Below are 20408 nucleotides of genomic sequence, written 5' to 3'. Positions count from 1 at the left end.
GCGAATGCTGATGATCTAAAAGGCATGTTGGCTGAGGGAGGCAAGCCGGGCGCGGCAACGGGGCGAGAGGGAGCGTCGCGCCGTTTCCTTGCTGCCGGCCTGATCCCCTTGCTCCTTTCGCTCGCGCTTGCGTGGGGCGCAGCCCACGCCCGGCTCGAGCAAGGTCCGGTTTTCCGAACGCTCAGTGTCAACGAGGGCCTGCCCGACCGACGTGTCGAGGCCATCGTCCAGGATGCCCACGGCTTCATCTGGATCGGTACCCGCGGGGGGCTGGTGCGCCACGAGGGTCAACGGATGCGCTTCATTCCGAGCGATCCCGAGAACCCGAATCCCTTGCCCGGCCGCAACATCATGTCGCTGATGGCCCACAGCGACGGCACGGTCTGGGCCGGCGTCGAGAATCGAGGCGTCGTGCAGATCGGTCCCGAAGTCGAACTGCGCCGCCACCTCGAGCCCGAGCAGCGCGGCGGGCGACTGCCAGCGGGCAATGTCTGGTCGATGGCCGAGGACTGCGACGGCCGCGTCTGGATGGCCTTCATGCGCGGCGGGGTTGCCGTCTACGACCCCGATGGCGACGCGCTGACCCACTTCGCCCAGTCGGAGGCCTCGGGCCTCAATCCAGGTGGCTTCCAGGTCCACCTCGAGGTCGACTCACGCTGCCGGGTCTGGGTCGTGCAGACCAGCCAGGTTTCACGGTTCGATCCCGACGCCGGCCGCTTTCGAGCCATTCGGGAGCCCGGGCCGGGCCGATTCGCCATGTTTCTGGCCGAGGCCGACGGCCGTATCTACTTCAACGAGGCAGGCGCCGTATACGATCTGGGGCCGGTCTCCCGGGCGGCGGAGACCGAGCCGCGCCGCATTGCCGCCATCAAGGGCGTGGTCACGGCGATTGCCGCAGATCCCCATTCCGACCAGCTGGTCATCGCATCCACCTCCGGCCTCTATCGAAAGTCACCGGGGCCCGATGGTGCCCTGAGCGCGGTCCGGCACCAGCCGGGCCTGGCAAACGGCCTGCCGTCGGACGCCGTCGACAGCGCAACGTTCGATCGGGAAGGGGGACTCTGGCTGACGACCACCCGCAGCGGCGCCGCCTACTTGCCCCCGGGCTCGGCCGCGTTCGAGCGTTACCAGCCCGTTCCGGGTCGGAACGGCCCGGATGCCGTCAACCTTGATCCGGTCATGAGCCTCACCTGGGACAGGGATTCCCGGGGCTTCTGGATCGGCGGGCTGCGCGGCGACGTCGAATTTCTGGCACTGGCCGAGAGGGATGAGCCGCTACCCACCATCTCCGAAGCGGCGAGGGAAGCGCTGTCCGGCGCCGCTGTCCTGGAGATACTTCGGGAGAGCGGTACGATCTATTTCGCGACCCAGAAGAGCGTCGTCCGGGCCGCCCTGGGCGAGGGCGGCGCTCACCAGGTCCTGATGAACCGGGGTGATCTCGCCTCCGGCACGTTCTCCAGCTTGCGACGCAAGGACGAGGAGCAGTTGTGGATTGCCACCCAGGATGTCGGGCTTTTCCTGTTCGACGAGTCGACGGGCGAGCGCGAACACTTTCATCCGGATGGCCAGGGGCGGCGTTTCCTTCCCGAGACGGCCCCGAGGGAGATCATGCGCGGGCCCGATGGCGCCTGGTGGCTGATTGCGCCGGGCGGCGTCTACCGCTGGAGCGAAGAACGGGGATTCGTGCGGCAGGAAGTGCCGGCCAAGCGACCGCTGGCCTCCGCCGCCTGGCTGGACGACGAGCTCTGGCTGGCGACCGATCAGTCGATCCAGCTCTGGCGTCGGGAGGCTGGGTCACTGGTTGCAGTACGGGAGTATGATCTCGAGGGGCGCTTGCCCCCGGGGCGCGTTATCGAGATCGTCCCCGATGCGCTCGGCGATATCTGGCTCATGCGCACCAGCGGCCTGTCGCTGCTGCGCGTGGCGGATGGCCGGGTCCGTCACTTCTCGCAGCGCGACGGCATGGCTGCCGTGGAGTTCGGCGAAAACGCCGCGGCTACCCTGCCCAACGGTATCCTGGCCTTCGGTGGACGCGGCGGCATCGTCACCGTCGATCCCGGGCGCATCAGCAGCGTTTCCGTTGCGCCGAAGGTGCACATGACCCGGCTCCAGGCCGGCGACCGAATCGTCGAGCTCGATCCGGTCTCCAGCACTGCGATCGAACTCGAACACGATAACAACAATCTCTTCATCGATTTTCTCGCGACCAGCTATCTCGCCACCGACCGCACGCGCTATCGCGTCATGCTGGAAGGCTGGGACAATGACTGGATCGAACTCATCGGCCAGACCCGACACCACTATTCGAACCTGCCCCCGGGCAGGTATCGGTTCCTCGTACAGGCGGCTGCCCCGGATGGGCCCTGGAGCACGGACGGCGACGCCCTCGCCGTGCACATACGGCAACCCCCGTGGCTGAGCGGCTGGGCGCTGGCCGCCTATGCACTGCTTGCCCTGACAGGCACCGGTGCCGGCTTGCGCGGCTATCGACGCGCCAATCAGCGCCGCAGGGAGGTGCGCGACGCACGCCAGAAACGCGACCTGGCCGAGCAGCAGCGCAAGATCATCACCCGGCTCAATCACAGCCTCGAGCCCCTGGAACTCGCCGAGACCATTGCGCGCGAGATCGTCCAGGTCACCGGAGGGCGTGCCGCCTGGCTGGGCTACGTCGACGAGCACCTGCCGCGAGACCTCGTGGCCACCGACACCGAGCAGGCCCCGCTCACACGGGAGCAGTGGCGCCGGCGACTCACGGCCGCCGGCGTTGGAGAGGACCTGGCCCTGACCCTGCGAGTCGGCGACCGGGATGTGGCCCGTGTACTGGTCGAGGCGCTGCCCGGCAGTCTGAGCGACGAGGATCGAGAACGCCTGCGGCTGCTCGAGGAGATGGCCGCGCAGGCCCTGCACAACGCCTTGCTGCTGCAGCGCGTTCGCGCGCTGGCCGAACGCGCCGAGCAGGCCAGCAACGCCAAGTCCGAGTTTCTGGCCACAATGAGTCACGAAATCCGCACGCCGCTGCACGGTGTCCTGGGCATGGTGGAGCTGCTCTACGAGACGGAAACCGAACCGGGGCAGCAAGACATCCTCGACACGCTGCGCCAGTCGGGCCTGCAGCTCCAGCGCATCATCGACGACGTGCTGGATATCTCTCGCATCGAAGCCGGCCGGATGAGCCTCAACGAGCAGCCCTTCGACCTGGCCGCGATGCTCGAGCAGGTCGTGGACCTGCACGCCCCCAACGCGGCACGCAAGGGGCTCGACCTGCGGCTGCGGATCGCCGCCGACCTGCCGCTTTCTGCTTCGGGCGACAGCGATCGCATCTCCCAGGTGCTGGGCAACCTGCTGAGCAACGCGGTCAAGTTCACCGAGCGCGGCGGGATCGAATTGAGCGCGGCCGCCGGCCGCGACGGGCAGCTCGTCCTGGTGGTATCCGACTCGGGCCCGGGTATCAGTGCGCGCGACCGCGACCGGCTGTTCGAGCCGTTCACGCAGCTCGACGCCTCGATCACCCGCTCCTACAGCGGGTCGGGACTGGGTTTGGCGATCTGCCGCCGGCTCGTCGATGCCATGGGCGGCACGCTCGACCTGCTGGCCGGCTGCCACGGCGGCAGCCGGTTCCGAGTGCGACTGCCGGCACTTGACGCGGCAACCGAGACGTCCGGCTCGGCCCTTTCGAGCATGCTCCAGGGGCAGGTCGTGGGGGCCAGCGTCCCCACGCCCACACTACGCGTCCTGCAGTCCCTGGCCCGTCGCTGGGGCATTCGCGTCGTCGATGCCCGCCGCCGCGCACGACCCTGCGACCTGCTGCTCGTCGACCCCCAGACCCTCGATGAAACCGATGCCGACCGGCTCGACGCCTGGCGGCAGCAGGCCGAGGCCCTGGCCTGGCTGCAGTCGCCGTTTCCGTCGCGCTCCGGCCCGCCGCCCCTGCTGCCGAAGGGCGCTCACTTCCTGCGCTGGCCCCTGGTCGAGAGCCGCTTCGTCGGGCTGCTGTTCGACCTGCGCATCGGCGGCGATGACGCTGGCGGGTCGAGCGGGTAAACTGAAACCGGATTTTCAAAGGAGGACGAGCCCATGGAATGGGTGCTGTTGATCGTCATCGTGGCGGCGGCGTTCTTCGCCATCACGATCTACAACCGCCTGGTCGCCGCGCGCAACCGCTACAAGAACGCCTTTGCGCAGATCGACGTGCAGCTCAACCGGCGCCACGACCTGATCCCCAACCTGGTCGAAGTGGCCAAGAAGTACATGAGCCACGAGCGCGAGACGCTCGAGGCGGTCATCCAGGCCCGAAACGGCGCGCACCAGCAGCTCAAGAACGCCGCCGCCGATCCGTCCGACCCGGATGCCATGCGCAAGCTCTCCGAGGCCGAGCAGGGCCTCTCCGGCGCCCTGGGCCGCCTGTTCGCCCTGTCCGAGAACTACCCGGACCTCAAGGCCAACCAGAACATGATGCAGCTCTCCGAGGAGCTCACCAGCACGGAAAACAAGGTCGCCTTCGCCCGCCAGGCCTTCAACGACGCGGTGATGACCTACAACACCCTGCGCGAGAGCTTCCCGGCCAACGTCGTCGCCGGCATGTTCACCTTCAAGCCGGCGGAATTCCTCGAGATCGACGATCCGGCCAAGCGGGAGGCGGTGCAAGTCGATTTTGGTTGATAGAAGGGTTCAGGTTTCAGGGGCGGGTTCACGAAGCCTGCGGGGCGGCTGCGCCGCGAAACGTGGACACCCGCTGATGGCCCCTTAGGTTCTGGCGCCCTGGTGTCGCGGCGCAGCCGCCCATCAACCCTCAAATGCGCCCGCCCTGAAACCTGAACCCTGAACCCCTGAAACCTGAATTCATGGCATGAACTTCTTCGAGCACCAGGATCGAGCCAAGCGACAGAGCCGATGGCTGCTGATCATGTTCGCGCTGGCTGTGCTGGCGATCATTGCGGCGGTCGACGTGTTCGTCTACTTCGCCATCGGACCCGATCCCTGGATCCTGTTCTGGGCGACGGTGATCACCGGTGGCGTCATCCTCGGGGCCAGCGCCGTTCGCACCCTGCAGCTGCGCGGCGGTGGGGGCGAGGTCGCGCAGTCGCTGGGCGGTACGCGCATCGACGCCTCACCTTCGGATCCCCTGCGTCAGAGATTGCGCAACGTCGTCGAGGAGATGGCCATCGCCTCGGGGGTGCCCGTGCCCGAGATCTACGTTCTCGAGCACGAGCAGGGCATCAACGCCTTCGCCGCCGGCTTTTCTCCGGCCGACGCCGCGGTGGCCGTTACGCGCGGAACGCTCGAGCACCTTGACCGTGATGAGCTGCAGGGCGTCATCGCGCACGAATTCAGCCATATCCTCAACGGTGACATGCGGCTCAATATCCGGCTGATCGGGGTTCTTTTCGGCATCCTGGTCATTGCCATCGTGGGTCGAAAGCTGCTGTATTCCGCACGCTTTGCGCGCGACAGCCGCAATGCCGCCCCTGCGGTCCTGGCCGGGCTGGGGATCGTCGTGCTGGGATACATCGGCCTGTTCTTCGGGCGCTGGATCAAGGCCGCGGTTTCCCGTCAGCGCGAGTTCCTTGCCGACGCTTCGGCCGTGCAGTTTACGCGAAACCCCGAGGGTATCGGCAACGCGCTCAAGAAGATCGGCGCGCTCTATGCCGGCTCCTTCCTCACCGCCGACAGCGAGGAAGTGGGCCACATGCTGTTCTCGACCGGGATGGGTTACCAGATGTTCGCCACCCACCCGCCGCTGGAAAAGCGCATCGAAGCGATCGATCCCTCCTTTCGTCCCGAGGAACTCGAGCGGATCGCCCGCGAAATGGATCGTCACGCCCAGGCACGCAAGGCCGAGGCCGAAGAAGCCGAGCGGCGGCGGCAGGCGCGGGAAGCGGCCGAGGGGATCGATCCGGCCCGGCTGGTGACCGACCTGGGCAGCCTCGCCGAACAGATCGGCCGGCCCGGCATGGAGCAGGCGCTCACGGCGGCCATCATGGCCGCAGGCGTTCCGGCACCGCTCGAGCGGGCCGCGCATTCCGACGAGTGGGCGCAGGAGCTGGTGTGCAGCCTGCTGATCAGCAAGGACCCGGAAGTACGCGAACGGCAACTACTTCAGGTCGCGCGCAAGCTCGGCGGCGACAGCGAGGCGCAGGTTCGGCAGCTCCACGACGCGCTGTCCGACCAGCCGCGCGCCATGCGCCTGCCCCTGGTCGAGATGGCCTTTCCCCAGATCCGGCGCCGCCCGGAACCCGAACTCGTGGCCTTCATGCGTTTGCTCGAAGGCCTTGCCCGGGCCGACGGTGAGGTGGATCTGTTCGAGTATTCCCTGACGCGCCTGGTCAACGTGCTGATTCGCGACGCGCTCCGCCCGGCGCAGGCCCGGCCTGCCGGCCGCCGCAAGCTCGCCGCCCGGAAGGCCGAAGCGACCGAGTTGATGGCGATCCTGGCGCACTACGGCCATCCGGACGACTCCGCGGGCGCCGAATCGGCTTTCGCCGCGGGCATGGCCGAGCTGGACGGGCAGGTGCCGGCGATGCCGGAGGTGAAGGCCTGGGCCGGGCGCCTGGACCAGATTCTGGGACGACTCGACGACCTGCGGCCGGAGTCCAAGCATTCGCTCGTCGCCGCCCTGTTGTGCTGCGCGGCCCACGACGAACAAGTCGTTGACGACGAACTCGACCTGCTAAGGGTGGTCTGCGCCTTGCTGCACGTGCCGCTTCCCCTGATGCGCTCCGGCGAGGCGCGCTGAAGTTCAGGCCGCTTGTGCGGGCCGGGCGGCCGCGCCGGCCAGGATCAGGTCGGCGGCCTTTTCGGCGATCATGATCGTCGGCGCATTGGTGTTGCCGCCGACCAGGGTCGGCATGATCGAGGCGTCGACCACGCGCAGGCCCGACAGGCCCCGCACGCGCAGTTCGGGGTCGACGACCGAGTGCGGATCGCTCCCCATGCGGCAGGTGCCCACCGGGTGGTAGATGGTCTCTGCCTTGGTGCGGATGAAGTCGATCAGCCCGTCGCGGTCGCGGACGTCGTCGCCGGGGTAGATCTCGTGGGCCCGGAAGGGGCGGAAGGCCGGTTGCTCCAGGATCCGCCGGGAGAGTTTCACGCATTCGAGCATCATCTCGAGATCCTCGGATTCGCTCAGGTAGTTGGCGTGAATCGCGATGGGTTCGCGCGGGTCGTCGGAACGGATCGCCAGGTGTCCGCGGCTCTGCGGCCGCAAGGGGCAGGCGTGCAGGGTGTAGCCGTCGCCCGGCAGGCGGTTGCGACCGTGGTCGTCGAGCAGGGCGGGCACGAAGTGCATCTGCACGTCCGGCCGGTCGTCGCGGCCCCGTCCGCTGACGACGAAAGCGCCCGCCTCGGCGATGTTGGAGGTGCCCTCACCCTCGTGGTGCAGGAAGTAGCGAAGGCCCACTTTCAGTTCGTTGAGCTGGTCGTAGGTGACCGGCTGGGAGCAGCGCGTGAGCGTGCAGATGTCGAGATGGTCCTGCAGGTTGCGGCCCACTTCCAGCAGCTCGTGGCGGCATGTCACGCCGGCGGATTCGAGCATGCCGGCCGGCCCGATGCCCGACAGCATCAGTAGCTGCGGCGAGTTGATCGCGCCGGCCGAGAGCAGCACTTCGCGCCCGGCAATCGCGGTCTGGGTGATGCCGCGCCGTCGGTAGCGCACGCCGTTGACGCGGTCGCCGCCGGCGAAGGTCAGGCCGAGGGTGAGGGCGCCGGTCAGCACGGTCAGGTTGGGGCGCGACTTGACTGGATTGAGGTAGCCGGCCGCCGTGCTGCAGCGCCGTCCCTGGCGTTGCGTCACCTGGTAGAAGCCGACACCGCGTTGGGCCGGGCCGTTGAAATCCGGGTTGCGGGCGAAACCCGCCTGCTCGGCGGCCTGGATGTAGACCTCGCTGAGCGGATTGGTGTAGCTCAGGTCCGAGACGCTCAGCGGCCCGCCGACGCCGTGCAGGTCGGATTCGCCCCGGGCCTGGTCCTCCGAGCGTCGAAAATAGGGCAGGACGTCCTGCCAGCTCCAGCCCGGATTACCGGCGGCCGCCCAGTCGTCATAGTCGGTGCGGTGACCGCGCGAATAGCACATCGCGTTGATGGAACTCGACCCGCCCAGCACCTTGCCGCGCGGCCAGTAGAGGCGGCGGTTGTTCAGCGCCGGCTCCGGCTCGGTCTCGTAGTTCCAGTTGAGCGACTTGAAATTGACCAGCTTGGACAGGCCCGCCGGCATGTGGATGAACGGATTCCAGTCCCGCGGCCCGGCTTCCAGCAGCAGCACGCGAATCGAGGGGTCGGCGCTCAGGCGGTTGGCGAGCACGCAGCCGGCCGAACCGGCGCCGACGATGATGTAGTCGTATGTTTTGGGCATGGTGCTGCAGCCGAGTTTATCTCACGATCGATGATAGGGGCCGGAAATAGAGTCATTAGACTAGAGGGTTTCAGGGTTCAGGTTTCAGGGTTCAGGAAAAGAAGAAACACAAGGGGTTCGGGGTTCCGGGTTCGGGGTTCCGGAGCGGCGGCCGAAAGCGGCGCGGGGCGGCTTTGCCGCGCGAGCGGTGACGGCCCGCGTCTCGCGGCGAACGCCGCCCTCCACTAACAAACGGGTGCCCGCCCCTGAAACCTGAAACCTGAAACCTGAACACTGAAACCTTCGACTCCAATCCAACCGCTCCACCCAACCCCCGGAACCCGGAACCCCGAACCCGGAACCCCTTTTTCAGAGCCGATGCAATTGACTCATCAACCCGAACCCGCTCAGGCGTATCTCGAGCCCGCGCTCCAAGCCGAGGACTTTGAATTTTTCCCCCATTTCGCCGGGCAGGGTGAGGCGTTTGAGTTCTCCCGACAATCTGAGCCGTTCGGCGTCGTCGTCGGCCGCTTCGACCGCTTCGTGGGCGCCGAGGGCGAGCAGGAAGCCCGCCTGCGTGGTGAAGCCGGCGACTTCGAGGCCGGCGTCGAGGCCGGCCTCAGCCACGGCGGTGAAATCGACGAAGGCCGACAGGTCGGTCAGGCCGGGCCAGACGAAGGGGTCGAAATGGGCGCGGTGCCGGTAGTGGCAGACCAGAGTGCCATCGCTGCGGTCGGGGTGGTAGTACTCCGAGCGGGGATAGCCGTAGTCGATGAACAGCGCCAGTCCGCGTGCCAGCGGTTCGGTGACGGTGTTCACCCAGTCGGGCAGGTCGACGGCGATTTCGCCGGCATAGCCGGCGGGGAGCCGCCGGCCGAGCTGCTGCTGGAGTTTGTCGAACGCCCGCTCCAGTCGCGGTCGCGGCGGGCGTGTGGTCCACTGCAGTCGTTCGCCGTCGAAGGTCACGCACTGCTCGAGCACGCCTTCGTGGCCGACCTCGAAGCGGGCCACGGCGAGCGCGTCGATCACTTCATTGCCGACGATCACGCCTTCGAAGGCTTTCGCCGGCGGCGCGGTGATCCATCGGACCCGCTCACGCAGCGCTTCCGGCAAGTCGGCGAGGGTTTCGCGCTGGACCTCCCGCAAGGGGGCGCTGGGCTCGAGGATCAGGTACTCGCTCGGCGGGGATGCCAGGCCGGCGAGCAGGTCGCGCGCCAGCACGCCCGAGCCGGCGCCGAGTTCGAGCAGGGTCCAGCCCGGGCCGAATGCTTCCGCCAGCTCGTCGCACTGGCGCGCCAGGGCGGCGGCGAACAGCCCGCCCTGCTCCGGGGCGGTGACGAAGTCGCCGGCCGGGCCGAACTTGTGCAGGCCGTTGACGTAGTAGCCGAGCCCGGGCTCGTACAATGCCATCGACATGTAGCGGTCGAAGGGCATGGGGCCGTCGCGCTCGATTTCGGCGATGACCTTGCGGCACAGCGCCTCGCTCAGCTCAGCCAGTTCGGCCGGCGGCTCGGGCAGCGACAGGGATGGAGAACGGGATGACGACAAGCGTGGAAGCACAGCGTGGACGTGTGGCGATTGTAACCGGCGCGGCCCGGCGCATCGGCGCCACAACGGCCCGCGGACTGCACGCGCGCGGCCTGGACGTGGTGATTCACTATCGCGGCTCGGCCGACGAGGCCGAAGCCCTGCGCGACGAATTGCTGGCCCTGAGGCGCGGCTCGGTCGCCCTGGTGCAGGCCGACCTGGCCGAGCATTCGGCGCCGGAGCGCATCCGCGACGCCGCGCTCGAGGCCTTCGGCCGCATCGACGTCCTGGTCAACAACGCCTCGGCCTTCTACCCCACGCCGTTCGGGTCGGCCACGCAGGATGACTGGGACGAGCTGATGGCCAGCAACCTGCGCGCACCGTTCTTCCTGGCGCAGGCCTGCTCGGGAGAGCTTGCGGCCCGCGAGGGTGCGATCGTCAACATGGTCGACATCCACGGTCTGGTACCCCTGTCGAATCACCCCGTCTACAGCCAGGCCAAGGCTGGCCTGATCGCCCAGACCCGCTCACTGGCCCGCGAGCTGGCGCCCGAAGTGCGCGTCAACGGCGTGGCGCCCGGCGCGATTCTCTGGCCCGAAAGCGAGCAGTCGCCGGAAGCCGGCCGCGAAATCCTCGAACGCGTGCCCCTGCAGCGCCAGGGACATCCCGAAGACATCGCAGGCGCGGTGGCCTTCCTGGCCCTCGACGCCCCCTACGTCACCGGCCAGATCCTCGCCGTCGACGGCGGCCGCTTGCTGAATATGTAAAAAATCGTTCAACGCAAAGACGCGAAGACGCAAAGGACTGACAAAACCAGGGGCATGGCGAACACGGAATGCACCGAAGTCCATACTCAGTCGGTTGCGACTCGGAGTTGGAATCGGTGAGCGATTGATGCATTCAGGCCAAGATTCATGCTCGACATACGTTCGGAGCTTTCGCTGTTCTTGTTTCCATTCCTTCTTTGCGTCGTTGCGTTTAAAAGATTTTCATTTGAGCAGCCGGGTGACGTCGCGGAAGCGGGGGTGGCCTGCGTCTTTCATGAGTTCGAACAGGACCATCTCGACGTTGCTCAGGTGCACGCCGGCGGCTTCCATGCGCCGGAAGGCGATGTCCCGGTTGAAGGCCGAGCGCGAGGACACCGCGTCGGCAATGAGGTGGACTTCGTGGTTCTCCGCCCGCAGCGCGGCAGCGGTCTGCCACACGCAGACGTGGGCCTCGATGCCGGCCAGGAGGATGCGGTCGCGGCCCGAGTCGCGGATGGACTGGCGCAGGCCGTCGTCGCCCCAGCAGCCGAAGCTGCCCTTGGCGCAGGGCGAGTAGCTCTCCAGCCGTCCGGCCAACTCGGGCACGGTCGGCCCCAGCTTGTCGGGCAGCTGCTCGGCCCAGACGATCGGCACCTCCAGCAGCTTGCAGCCCTCGATCAGGACGCCCTGCTGGCGGATCATCGCTTCGGATTCGTGCATGAGGCGCGCGAGCTTGCCCTGAACGTCGACGAGGACCAGGAGAGCGTTTTCGGGAGTCGGATGGTCTGGTGTCTTTTCCACGTGATTCGGCTCCGGACGTGAAGGTTTCAGGGTTCAGGTTTCAGGTTTCAGGAAAAGAAGAAACAAGGGGTTCGGGGTTCCGGAACGGCAGCCGAAAGCGGCGCGGCTTTGCCGCGCGAGCCGTGTCGGCCCGCATCTCGCGGCGAATGTTGCCCTCCGCGCCCTTGCGGATGCCCGCCCCTGAAACCTGAACCCTGAAACCTGATTGTTACTCGCCACCACTTCCCCACCAATTCGGCGAGGCGGGCTGCGTGTCGCCCAGGTCGGCGGATTCCAGCGAGCGATCGCCGTCGAATTCCGCCCAGTGTTCGGCGAAGGTCTTGCCGGTCTCGGGATGCTTCAGCATCGGTGCCAGGTCGGCGAGGGGTTTGAGGACGTGGGCGTACTTGAGAATTTCGTCGCGCGGGAGGACCAGGCCGTCGAAGTCGCCGACCTTGTCGTCGTGCAGCAGGATGTCGATGTCCAGGGTCCGGTCGGAGAACTTGGGCTGGCTGCGGTCGCGACCGTATTCGTCTTCCAGCTCGGTCAGCCAGTCCTTTAGCGCCGACGGCGACATTTCGGTGTCGATGCGCGCCACGCAGTTGAGGAAGTCTTTGCCCGAGAATCCGACCGCTTCGGAGCGATATACGGGCGAAACAGCGGTGTTGGCGAAGTTCCGGTAGAGCGCGCGGATGCCGGCGCGGATGTTGGTCTCGGCGTCCTGGTTGGAGCCCAGACCCAGGTAGACGGTGCTCATGGTTTTCGGCCTCGTTCGATGCGGATACCGACCGACTTCGAACCGCGCACGGCGCCGGGTTTGTCGAGCTCCAGGCGCACCCATTCGACCGGAAACTCGTTCAACACGATCTCGGCGCAGCGCTCGCCCAGGGTCTCGACCAGCTGGAAGCTGCTGTTCTCGACGAAGGCGATCAGGCGCTTGGCCACGGCCTTGTAATCGAGCGCATCCTCGATGCGGTCGGTAGCCGCGCCGCGGGCGATGTCGCTGCTCATTTCCAGGTTGAGCCGGACCGTCTGGCGAATCTTGCGCTCCCAGTCGTAGATGCCGATGACGGTCTCGATGTCGAGGTCCTTGATGAAGACGATATCCATTGGGTTGGCTGGTTTCCTGGTTGGCTAGTTGGCTGGTTTGGCGGCGCTTCGCGGATGTGTCCCGGGCCAGCCCCGAAGGATATCCAGGTCTCGGTCAAGACGAAGGCAATTTCCCTGCTCTGATGGTAGTCCAATCGAGTTGCCGCAAGCCATGTTCGCTGCCACTCAGCCAACCATCCAGCTAGCCAGCTAACCAGCCAACGAATCAATGGGCCACCTGGGTCTGACCGCAATCATCCCATCTCGGTTGGCCTCAGCGCGCCGATACCACCCCGCATGGGCGATCATCGCGCCGTTGTCGGTGCACAGTTTCAGCGAGGGATAGTACACCCGGCCGGACAGCCGGCGCTCGAGTTCGGCGCGGAGGCGGGTGTTGGCGCTCACGCCGCCGGCGATGACCAGGCGCTGCATGCGCGTTTCCTTCAGGGCGCGCTTGCACTTGATGGCCAGGGTCTCGGCCACGGCCTGCTCGAAGCCGGCGGCCACGTCGGCGTGGTCTTCGGGGGCAACGCGGGCAACCAGCTCGCGGGTGTGGGTCTTCAGGCCGGAGAAGCTGAAGTCCAGTCCGGGGCGGTTGGTCATCGGGCGCGGAAAGTCGAAGCGGTCCGGGTCGCCGGTCTCGGCCAGGCGGGCGACTTCCGGCCCGCCCGGATAGCCCAGGCCCAGGAGGCGGGCGGTCTTGTCGAAGGCCTCGCCGGCGGCATCGTCGAGGGTTTCGCCGAGCAGGCGGTAGCGGCCGAATCCCTCGACGGCGACCAGCATGGTGTGGCCGCCGGAGACCAGCAGGGCCACGAAGGGAAAATCCGGCGCCGGGTCCTCGAGCAGGGGCGAGAGCAGGTGGCCCTCCATGTGGTGCACGGCGATGGCGGGCACGTCCAGAGCGGCCGCCAGGGCCACGCTGGTGGATGCGCCGACCAGCAGCGCGCCCGCCAGCCCCGGACCGGCCGTGTAGGCCACGGCATCAAGATCCCGGGCGGTCATTTCCGCGCGGTCGAGCAGCTCGCGAATCATTCCCGGCAGCTTGCGCACGTGGTCGCGCGAGGCCAGTTCCGGCACGACCCCGCCGTAGGCGGCATGGTCTGCCTGGGTATAGACCAGGTCGCCGACGAGGCCGCGATCGGCGTTGTAGAGCGCCACGCCGGTCTCGTCGCAGGAAGTTTCGATGCCAATAATGTTTTGCACGTCGGGGATTTGGCGGTTTATAATGGTCAGCTTTCCACAAGTTCTGGATTAGGGAATTTTAATGCCCAGTGTAAAGGTCAAGGAAAACGAGCCGTTTGAATACGCCCTGCGCCGCTTCAAGCGCTCCTGCGAGAAGGCCGGTGTGGTCGCCGAAGCGCGCCGCCGCGAGTTCTACGAAAAGCCGACCCAGGAACGCAAGCGCAAGAAGGCTGCGGCCGTCAAGCGCCACCTGCGCAAGCTCTCGCGCGAACGCGTGAACCGCAAGCGACTCTACTGAAATCCTATTCTAAGCAACTTCTCGGCGAGGCGGGCCGGTCATGTCGCTGAAAGCGCAGATCAACGATGACGTCAAGCAGGCGATGCGTTCCGGCGAAAAGGAACGCCTCAAGACCCTGCGCATGATCACCGCCGCGATCAAGCAGCGCGAGATCGATGAACGGGTCGAGCTCGACGATGCGCAGGTCCTGGCCGTGGTCGAGAAGATGATCAAGCAGCGGCGCGAGTCGGCCGATCAGTACCGGGAAGCCGATCGTCCCGAACTGGCCGAGGCCGAAGAGGCCGAGATCCGGATTCTCGAGCCCTACCTGCCCGAGCAGCTATCCGAGGACGAGCTCGTCGAGATCGTCGACAAGGCCATTGCCGAGGCCGGCGCCAGCGAAATGAGCGCGATGGGCCAGGTGATGGGCCTGCTCAAGCCTCGCGTCCAGGGCCGCGCCGACATGGGTGAAGTCTCCAGGCTGGTCCGTTCGCGACTGGCCGGCTGATTCGGCGCCGTAGTGGCCGGCCGGATCCCCGAAGAATTCATCGAATCCCTGCTGGAGCGGACCGATATCGTGGAGATCGTCGGTTCCCGCGTCGAACTCAAGCCCGCCGGGCGCGGCGAGCACAAGGCGTTGTGCCCCTTCCACGACGAGAAGACCCCTTCCTTCACGGTCAGTTCCGACAAGCAGTTCTACCACTGCTTCGGCTGCGGTGCGCACGGCACGGCCATCGGCTTCGTGATGGAATACGACGGCCTGGAGTTTCCGGCCGCCATCGAGGAGTTGGCCCACACGGCCGGCCTGGAGGTGCCCCGCGAGGCCGGCCAGGCCCCGGTCAAGAAGCATGATCGTCTCTACCAGGCGCTGAGCCAGGCGCAGACCTGGTTTCGCCGCCAGCTCGGCGCCAGCCAGGCCGCTCGTGATTACCTGAAGTCGCGCGGCTTCGACAAGGCCACCGTCGACGAATTCGGCATCGGCTACGCGCCCGATGCCTGGCAGGCCCTGGCCGATTTCCTGGTCAACGAGGGCTTCCGGCCGGAGGAACTCGACGAGGCCGGGCTGGTCACGCGCCGCGACGGTCGCATGACCGACAAGTTCCGCGATCGGGTGATGTTCCCCATCCACGACCGGCGCGGGCGCGTGATCGCCTTCGGCGGCCGCGCGCTGGGCGATCGCGGGCCCAAGTACATGAATTCGCCGGAGACACCGGTCTTCCACAAGGGGCGCGAGCTCTACCGTCTCTACCAGGTGCGCCGGGGCGGGCTGCCGCCGCGGATCCTGGTCGTGGAGGGCTACATGGACGCCGCCGCCCTGTTCCAGTTCGGCTTCGACAACGCAGTCGCCACCCTGGGCACATCGGTCACGCCCGAACACATGAACCTGCTGTTCCGGGCCTCGCCGGTGGTGGTGTTCTGCTTCGACGGCGACCGCGCGGGGCGCCAGGCGGCCTGGCGCGGGCTGGAGGCGGCCCTGCCGGAACTGAAGTCCAATCGCGAGGTCCGATTCCTGTTCCTGCCCGAGGGCGAGGATCCCGACTCGCTGGTGCGAGGGCAGGGCGCCGACACCATGACGCGGATGCTCGACGAAGCCAGGCCGCTGTCGGCCTTCTTCTTCGACCACCTGGCCGAGTCCCTGGACATGACGAGCATCGACGGGCGCGCGCGCCTGGTGGCGCTGGCGGAGCCTTACCTGGAGAAACTCCCGGACGGAGCGTTTGCCGACATGATGCGCGAGGAGCTGGTGCGGCGCACCGGCCACGGCGGACGCATCCAGCCCGAGCCCGATTCGCGACCGGAGCCGGCTCGCCCGAGGGCCGGCGGAGACGACCGGCCGCTGACGCCGGTGCAGTATGCCGTGGCCCTGATCGTGCACCGGCCGGGCCTGGCCGCCGGCCTGGAAGAGGACGTGCTCGAGGGGCCGGCCAGCGTTCGCGGTGTCGATTTCCTTCGCGAATTGATTGACTTTTGCCGCCACAAGCCCCAGTTTTCTACGGCTAAGCTTCTCGAGGCCTGGCGCGACCGCCGGGAAGGCCCCTGGCTGGCCCGCCTGGCGACCCGGGAAGTGATCACGGATCCAGAAGAAATGCCGACGGCGCTGGCGCAAACTCTGGCCAGAATCCGTCGTCAAATGATACAGACCCGAATACGAGCGCTTCAGGAAGCCCAACTGAACGAAGGGGGGCTCGATGAAGACCGAACCAGCGAGCTGCGCAGGTTGCTCAGCCAGCGCACCGAAGACAGTTAAATCATGAAAGCCGAAAACGTATCTATGGAAAACGCACCGCGACCGTCTCAGCTCAAGCAGCTGATCCAGAAAGGCCGTGAACAGGGCAATTGGCTGACCTACACCCAGGTCAACGACCACCTGCCCGGCGATATCGTCGATCCCGAACAGATCGAGGACATCGTCAACATGATCAACGACATGGGCATCAAGGTCTTCGAAGAGGAGCCCGAAGACGCCGATGCGCTGATCCTGAACGACTCGGCCAGCACGGACAACGACGATGAAGCGGCCCAGGCGGATGCCGAGGCGGCGCTGGCGGCCGTGGAAAGCGAACTCGGGCGGACCACCGACCCGGTGCGCATGTACATGCGCGAGATGGGTTCGGTCTCGCTTTTGACCCGCGAGGACGAAATCGACATCGCCAAGCGCATCGAGGACGGCCTCAACCAGGTCAACCAGGCGCTGGCACGTTTTCCGGGCACCATCGAGACCCTGCTCGAAGAGGTCGAGTCCTGGAAGGAAGGCAACCTCCGGCTCAACGAGCTGGTCAGCGGCTTCATCAACCCGACCCTGCTCGCCGAGATGGAGCTGATCTCGCAGGACGCGATGGAAGCGGCCGTCGAGGAAGAGGCCGAGTACATCGACGAGGACGAGGAGGAAGACGAGGACAAGCCCGCGCCGACGGTCAACACCCTGCCCGATCCCGAGCAGGTGACCCAGTTCTTCGACGAGATGCGCAAGCTGCACGAGCGCTTCATCAAGCTCTACGATCGCTACGGCGCCAACAGCCCCAAGGCCTCGGAGCTGCGTGACCTCATCGGTGAGCAGTTCATGCGCCTGAAGCTGCCGCCGCGCCTGTTCGACTACCTGATCGACCGCATGCGTTTCCAGGTGGCGCGCACGCGCGACGTCGAGCGCTCGATCATGCAGATCTGCGTTGAGCGCTGCGGCATGCCGCGCAAGGAATTCATCACCAGCTTCCGCGACAATGCCGGCGATCCCGAATGGCTCGACGGCCTGGTGCGTCGCCGCAGCAAGTGGGCAAAGGCCGTCAAGGACCACGCCGACGACCTGGCCGGCCTGCAGGACCGCCTGGCGCGCTTCGAGCGCGACCAGCGCATTCCCGCCGGCGAGTTGCTCGAACTCAACCGCGCGATGTCCATCGGCGAGGCCAAGGCCCGGCGCGCCAAGAAGGAAATGGTCGAGGCCAACCTGCGCCTGGTCATCTCCATCGCCAAGAAGTACACCAACCGCGGCCTGCAGTTCCTGGACCTGATCCAGGAAGGCAACATCGGCCTGATGAAGGCCGTCGACAAGTTCGAATACCGCCGCGGCTACAAGTTCTCGACCTACGCGACCTGGTGGATTCGCCAGGCGATCACCCGCTCGATCGCCGACCAGGCGCGCACCATCCGCATCCCGGTGCACATGATCGAGACGATCAACAAGCTCAATCGTATTTCCAGGCAGATGCTGCAGGAAATGGGCCGCGAGCCCACGCCCGAAGAGCTGGCCGTGCGCATGGAAATGCCCGAAGACAAGGTGCGCAAGGTGCTCAAGATCGCCAAGGAGCCGATCTCCATGGAGACGCCCATCGGCGACGACGAGGACTCGCACCTGGGCGATTTCATCGAGGACGCCAATATCCTCTCGCCGATCGACACGGCCACCACCACCGGCCTGACCGACACCGTGCAGAAGGTCCTCTCGGGGCTGACCCCGCGCGAGGCCAAGGTGCTGCGCATGCGCTTCGGCATCGACATGAACACCGACCATACCCTCGAGGAAGTCGGCAAGCAGTTCGACGTCACCCGGGAGCGCATCCGTCAAATAGAGGCGAAGGCGCTGCGAAAGCTGCGCCATCCGACCCGCTCGGAACAGCTCAGGAGCTTCCTCGACCTCGAATGACGTGACGCCCGTCACGCGCCGGCCGGGCCCGCTGCCCGGCCGGCCTGTTTTTGCCCCGCCAGGCACTTGACCACCCCGGTGCCCGGGAGTAGTTTGAACAGCCCCCAATCCCCCAAGCAGGAAAGAAGGATGTTCAACAAGCGCGATCAGCACGAATCCGAAGCCACCGCCGGCGCCAGCCGCAGCTCCGAGACCGCCAGCGCGCCGCGTCCGGCGCCGCGCAGTTCCAGCGGCACGGCCATGATCGGCCCGTCGATCAATGTCGACGGCAAGCTCCGCGGCGAAGAGGACCTGGTCATCGAAGGCAAGGTCAAGGGGACCGTCGAACTCAAGAACAACAGCGTCACGATCGGCAGCCAGGGGGATGTTGCCGCCGATATCTACGCGCACTCGATCTTCGTCGACGGGACCATGGACGGCAATCTCGTCGCCTCCGAGCAGGTCGTCATCCGCAAGTCCGCCCGCGTCAAGGGCAGCATCGCCGCCCCGCGGGTGAGCCTGGAAGACGGCGCCCAGTTCAACGGTTCCATCGACATGGATGCCAAGGGCGAGACGCTGAGCAAGGCGTTTTCCGGCCAGAAGTCGGCTTCCGGCTCCAGCGCCGGCGCCAAGACCGAGTCGCCGCATTCCGACACCGGTGCGGGCAAGACGGGCTCGGAAGCCGGCAAGCAGGTCAGCCACTGATACAGCATCCGGCCGGAAACGCCTGAATGAGCAGCAACGCCGCACGGCCGCTCGACGAGAGCGGCCCGGAGCCGATACGCGCCCCGCTTTTCGCCATGGCTGTCGAGGCCTTCGAGGATGACCGCCGTCACGTCGTGCTGGACCTGGGCCGCGCACGCGCCGGCACCGTCGACCTGTTCGGCCGCTATCGCTGCCGGCTCGACGTGGTCGACCTGCCAAGCCACCTGTCCGCGATGCCCGACATCGACGACGAAGACCAGGGGCCGCAGGCCGTCGAGCGTTGGCTCGACGGCCTGCTGCCGCCCACGCGCGGCGAGACGGTCGACCTGGTGCTGTGCTGGAACCTGCTCAACTACCTGCCGCCCGGCGCCATCGAGGCGCTCGGGCGGCGCCTGGCCGAGCGCGCCTCTCCGCAGGCGCGCCTGCACGCCCTGATCGAGTACCAGGCCACCCGCATGCCGGCGGTTCCGGCCTCCTTCGCGCCCGCCGGGCTCGAGCTGCTCGCCGACCCCGCCGAGGGCGACACGGCCGCGATTCCTGCGCCGCGCTACAGCCCCAAGGAACTCGAGAAGCGCCTGCCCGGTTTCAGTTCCGAGAAGACCATGCTGCTCGGAAACGGCATGCAGGAATACCTCTACCGGCGCTAACCAGGCGGATCAGTCTTCAGCGACACAAACCCGGTTGCGGCCGCTTCGCTTGGCCTTGTAGAGGGCCTCGTCGACCCGTTTGAACAAGGCATCTGCCCTTTCGTCGGGCATCAGTCGAGCGACGCCGAAGCTGGCGGTCACCCGGATGTCGTCGTGAAAGGACGTCTGGGCAATGAGCTTGCGGAAGGATTCGGCCGCCTGTTGCGCGCCGGCCAGGTCGGTGTCGAGCAATACGAGGGCGAACTCTTCACCGCCCCAGCGAACCCCAATATCCTGCCGGTTGAGTCTTTGATTGATGAGCCAGCCCAGTCGCTCGAGCACCAGGTCGCCCATGGCGTGTCCATGATCGTCGTTGATCGCCTTGAAGTGATCGACGTCGAGGAGCACGAGGCTCAGCGGTAGGTCTTTTTCGTGCGCATTGGCCACGTGCACCCCGAGCTCACGCTCACCGGCCTCATGGTTGAGCAATTCGGTGAGTCCGTCGGACTCGGCGCGTTCCTGCAGCCTGCGAAGCAGCCTGACGCGAGCGGTCACATCGCGCTGGATGGCCAGGTAATGGGTGACCCGGCCGTCGGCATCCATTACCGGTGAGGTCCGCCATTCGATGTGAAACGGGCTGCCGTCCTTGCGGTAGTTGATGGTGCGCCCCTCGAAAGTCCGGCCTTCCTCGAGCGCCCGCCGCAGGCGTTGGGTAACGCGCCGGTCGGTCCGCTCACCCTGCAGGATGGCCGGCGTTCTGCCGATGACTTCCTCGCGCTCCCAGCCGGTCATCTGGCAGAAAGCCGGATTCACGTAGACGATCTCGGGATGATCGAGGTCGGCGGTCGTGATCACCACGGAATCGTAGCTGGCTTCCAGTGCGGCTTCGGCCAGACCCCGGTGGTCGGAGTCGCCGGGAACATGGTCCGGGGCGTCGTCGGCGGGAACGCTGTTCATGATCGAAGCACGCGCCTCCTCGGGCAGCGGACGAGCCCGGCTCGCCAGTCAAGTGGATATTAGCAATGCCGCAATA

The 20408-nt window shown here is 66.6% G+C and carries 17 protein-coding genes; 10 read left to right on the top strand and 7 right to left on the bottom strand.

Annotated elements, in window-relative coordinates:
- Positions 1-24 precede the first annotated feature (24 nt).
- From DZC52_RS07725 to DZC52_RS07715, 3 genes are all read left to right on the top strand, one after another.
- Complete coding sequence (locus DZC52_RS07725; protein WP_116650552.1) at positions 25-4041, top strand: sensor histidine kinase; 4017 nt, start codon at positions 25-27, stop codon at positions 4039-4041.
- A 33-nt stretch (positions 4042-4074) separates the two neighbouring features.
- The gene (locus tag DZC52_RS07720) at positions 4075-4659 is read left to right on the top strand and encodes a LemA family protein (protein ID WP_116650551.1); all 585 of its coding nucleotides are present in this window, start codon (positions 4075-4077) and stop codon (positions 4657-4659) included.
- Between the two features lie 187 nt (positions 4660-4846).
- On the top strand, positions 4847-6733 hold the full coding sequence (locus tag DZC52_RS07715) for a M48 family metallopeptidase (RefSeq protein ID WP_116650550.1): 1887 nt from the start codon (positions 4847-4849) through the stop codon (positions 6731-6733).
- A gap of 3 nt (positions 6734-6736) precedes the next feature.
- On the opposite strand, the gene DZC52_RS07710 is transcribed toward DZC52_RS07715, so the two are convergent.
- Positions 6737-8347, bottom strand: a complete 1611-nt coding sequence (locus tag DZC52_RS07710; protein ID WP_116650549.1) for a GMC family oxidoreductase — start codon at positions 8345-8347, stop codon at positions 6737-6739.
- A gap of 348 nt (positions 8348-8695) precedes the next feature.
- A complete protein-coding gene (locus DZC52_RS07705; RefSeq protein WP_116650548.1) occupies positions 8696-9874 on the bottom strand; it encodes a class I SAM-dependent methyltransferase in 1179 nt (392 codons plus the stop codon).
- Between DZC52_RS07705 and DZC52_RS07700 the strand changes: the two genes are divergently transcribed.
- Positions 9865-10620 (top strand): pteridine reductase, encoded by a 756-nt coding sequence (locus DZC52_RS07700; protein ID WP_245960788.1) that lies wholly within the window; start codon positions 9865-9867, stop codon positions 10618-10620. The two genes, DZC52_RS07705 and DZC52_RS07700, sit on opposite strands and share 10 nt — an antisense overlap.
- A 222-nt stretch (positions 10621-10842) precedes the next feature.
- Here DZC52_RS07700 and DZC52_RS07695 read toward each other — a convergent pair whose 3' ends face one another.
- The 4 genes from DZC52_RS07695 to tsaD all read right to left on the bottom strand — a co-directional run bounded on the left by DZC52_RS07695 (position 10843) and on the right by tsaD (position 13671).
- Positions 10843-11400 (bottom strand): hydrolase, encoded by a 558-nt coding sequence (locus DZC52_RS07695; RefSeq protein ID WP_116650546.1) that lies wholly within the window; start codon positions 11398-11400, stop codon positions 10843-10845.
- A 208-nt stretch (positions 11401-11608) separates the two neighbouring features.
- Entirely contained in the window at positions 11609-12136 is a 528-nt protein-coding gene (folK, locus tag DZC52_RS07690; protein ID WP_116650545.1) for a 2-amino-4-hydroxy-6-hydroxymethyldihydropteridine diphosphokinase, read from the bottom strand.
- Positions 12133-12489: a dihydroneopterin aldolase gene (folB, locus tag DZC52_RS07685; RefSeq protein ID WP_116650544.1), complete on the bottom strand. Its 357-nt coding sequence runs from the start codon at positions 12487-12489 to the stop codon at positions 12133-12135. Before folB ends, folK begins: the two co-directional genes overlap by 4 nt.
- Before the next feature lie 189 nt (positions 12490-12678).
- Positions 12679-13671 carry a tRNA (adenosine(37)-N6)-threonylcarbamoyltransferase complex transferase subunit TsaD gene (gene tsaD / locus DZC52_RS07680; RefSeq protein ID WP_116650543.1) on the bottom strand — a complete coding sequence of 331 codons (993 nt, stop codon included), beginning with the start codon at positions 13669-13671 and terminating at the stop codon, positions 12679-12681.
- A 61-nt stretch (positions 13672-13732) separates the two neighbouring features.
- Between tsaD and rpsU the strand changes: the two genes are divergently transcribed.
- The 6 genes from rpsU (at position 13733) to DZC52_RS07650 (ending at position 19396) form a co-directional block, all read left to right on the top strand.
- Entirely contained in the window at positions 13733-13948 is a 216-nt protein-coding gene (gene rpsU / locus DZC52_RS07675) for a 30S ribosomal protein S21 (protein ID WP_116650542.1), read from the top strand.
- A gap of 40 nt (positions 13949-13988) precedes the next feature.
- Entirely contained in the window at positions 13989-14435 is a 447-nt protein-coding gene (locus DZC52_RS07670) for a GatB/YqeY domain-containing protein (RefSeq protein WP_116650541.1), read from the top strand.
- A gap of 12 nt (positions 14436-14447) precedes the next feature.
- Positions 14448-16175 (top strand): DNA primase, encoded by a 1728-nt coding sequence (gene dnaG / locus DZC52_RS07665; protein ID WP_116650540.1) that lies wholly within the window; start codon positions 14448-14450, stop codon positions 16173-16175.
- Positions 16176-16199: 24 nt separating this feature from the next.
- Entirely contained in the window at positions 16200-18065 is a 1866-nt protein-coding gene (gene rpoD / locus DZC52_RS07660; RefSeq protein ID WP_116650539.1) for an RNA polymerase sigma factor RpoD, read from the top strand.
- A 129-nt stretch (positions 18066-18194) separates the two neighbouring features.
- Entirely contained in the window at positions 18195-18749 is a 555-nt protein-coding gene (locus DZC52_RS07655) for a bactofilin family protein (RefSeq protein WP_116650538.1), read from the top strand.
- Positions 18750-18775: 26 nt separating this feature from the next.
- Positions 18776-19396 (top strand): hypothetical protein, encoded by a 621-nt coding sequence (locus DZC52_RS07650; protein WP_116650537.1) that lies wholly within the window; start codon positions 18776-18778, stop codon positions 19394-19396.
- Between the two features lie 9 nt (positions 19397-19405).
- On the opposite strand, the gene DZC52_RS07645 is transcribed toward DZC52_RS07650, so the two are convergent.
- Entirely contained in the window at positions 19406-20332 is a 927-nt protein-coding gene (locus tag DZC52_RS07645; RefSeq protein ID WP_116650536.1) for a GGDEF domain-containing protein, read from the bottom strand.
- Positions 20333-20408 lie beyond the last annotated feature (76 nt).

The sequence above is a fragment of the Wenzhouxiangella sediminis genome, assembly GCF_003410055.1.
GTDB classification, from domain to species: domain Bacteria; phylum Pseudomonadota; class Gammaproteobacteria; order Xanthomonadales; family Wenzhouxiangellaceae; genus Wenzhouxiangella; species Wenzhouxiangella sediminis.
This window is presented reverse-complemented; position numbering and strand designations above follow the sequence as displayed.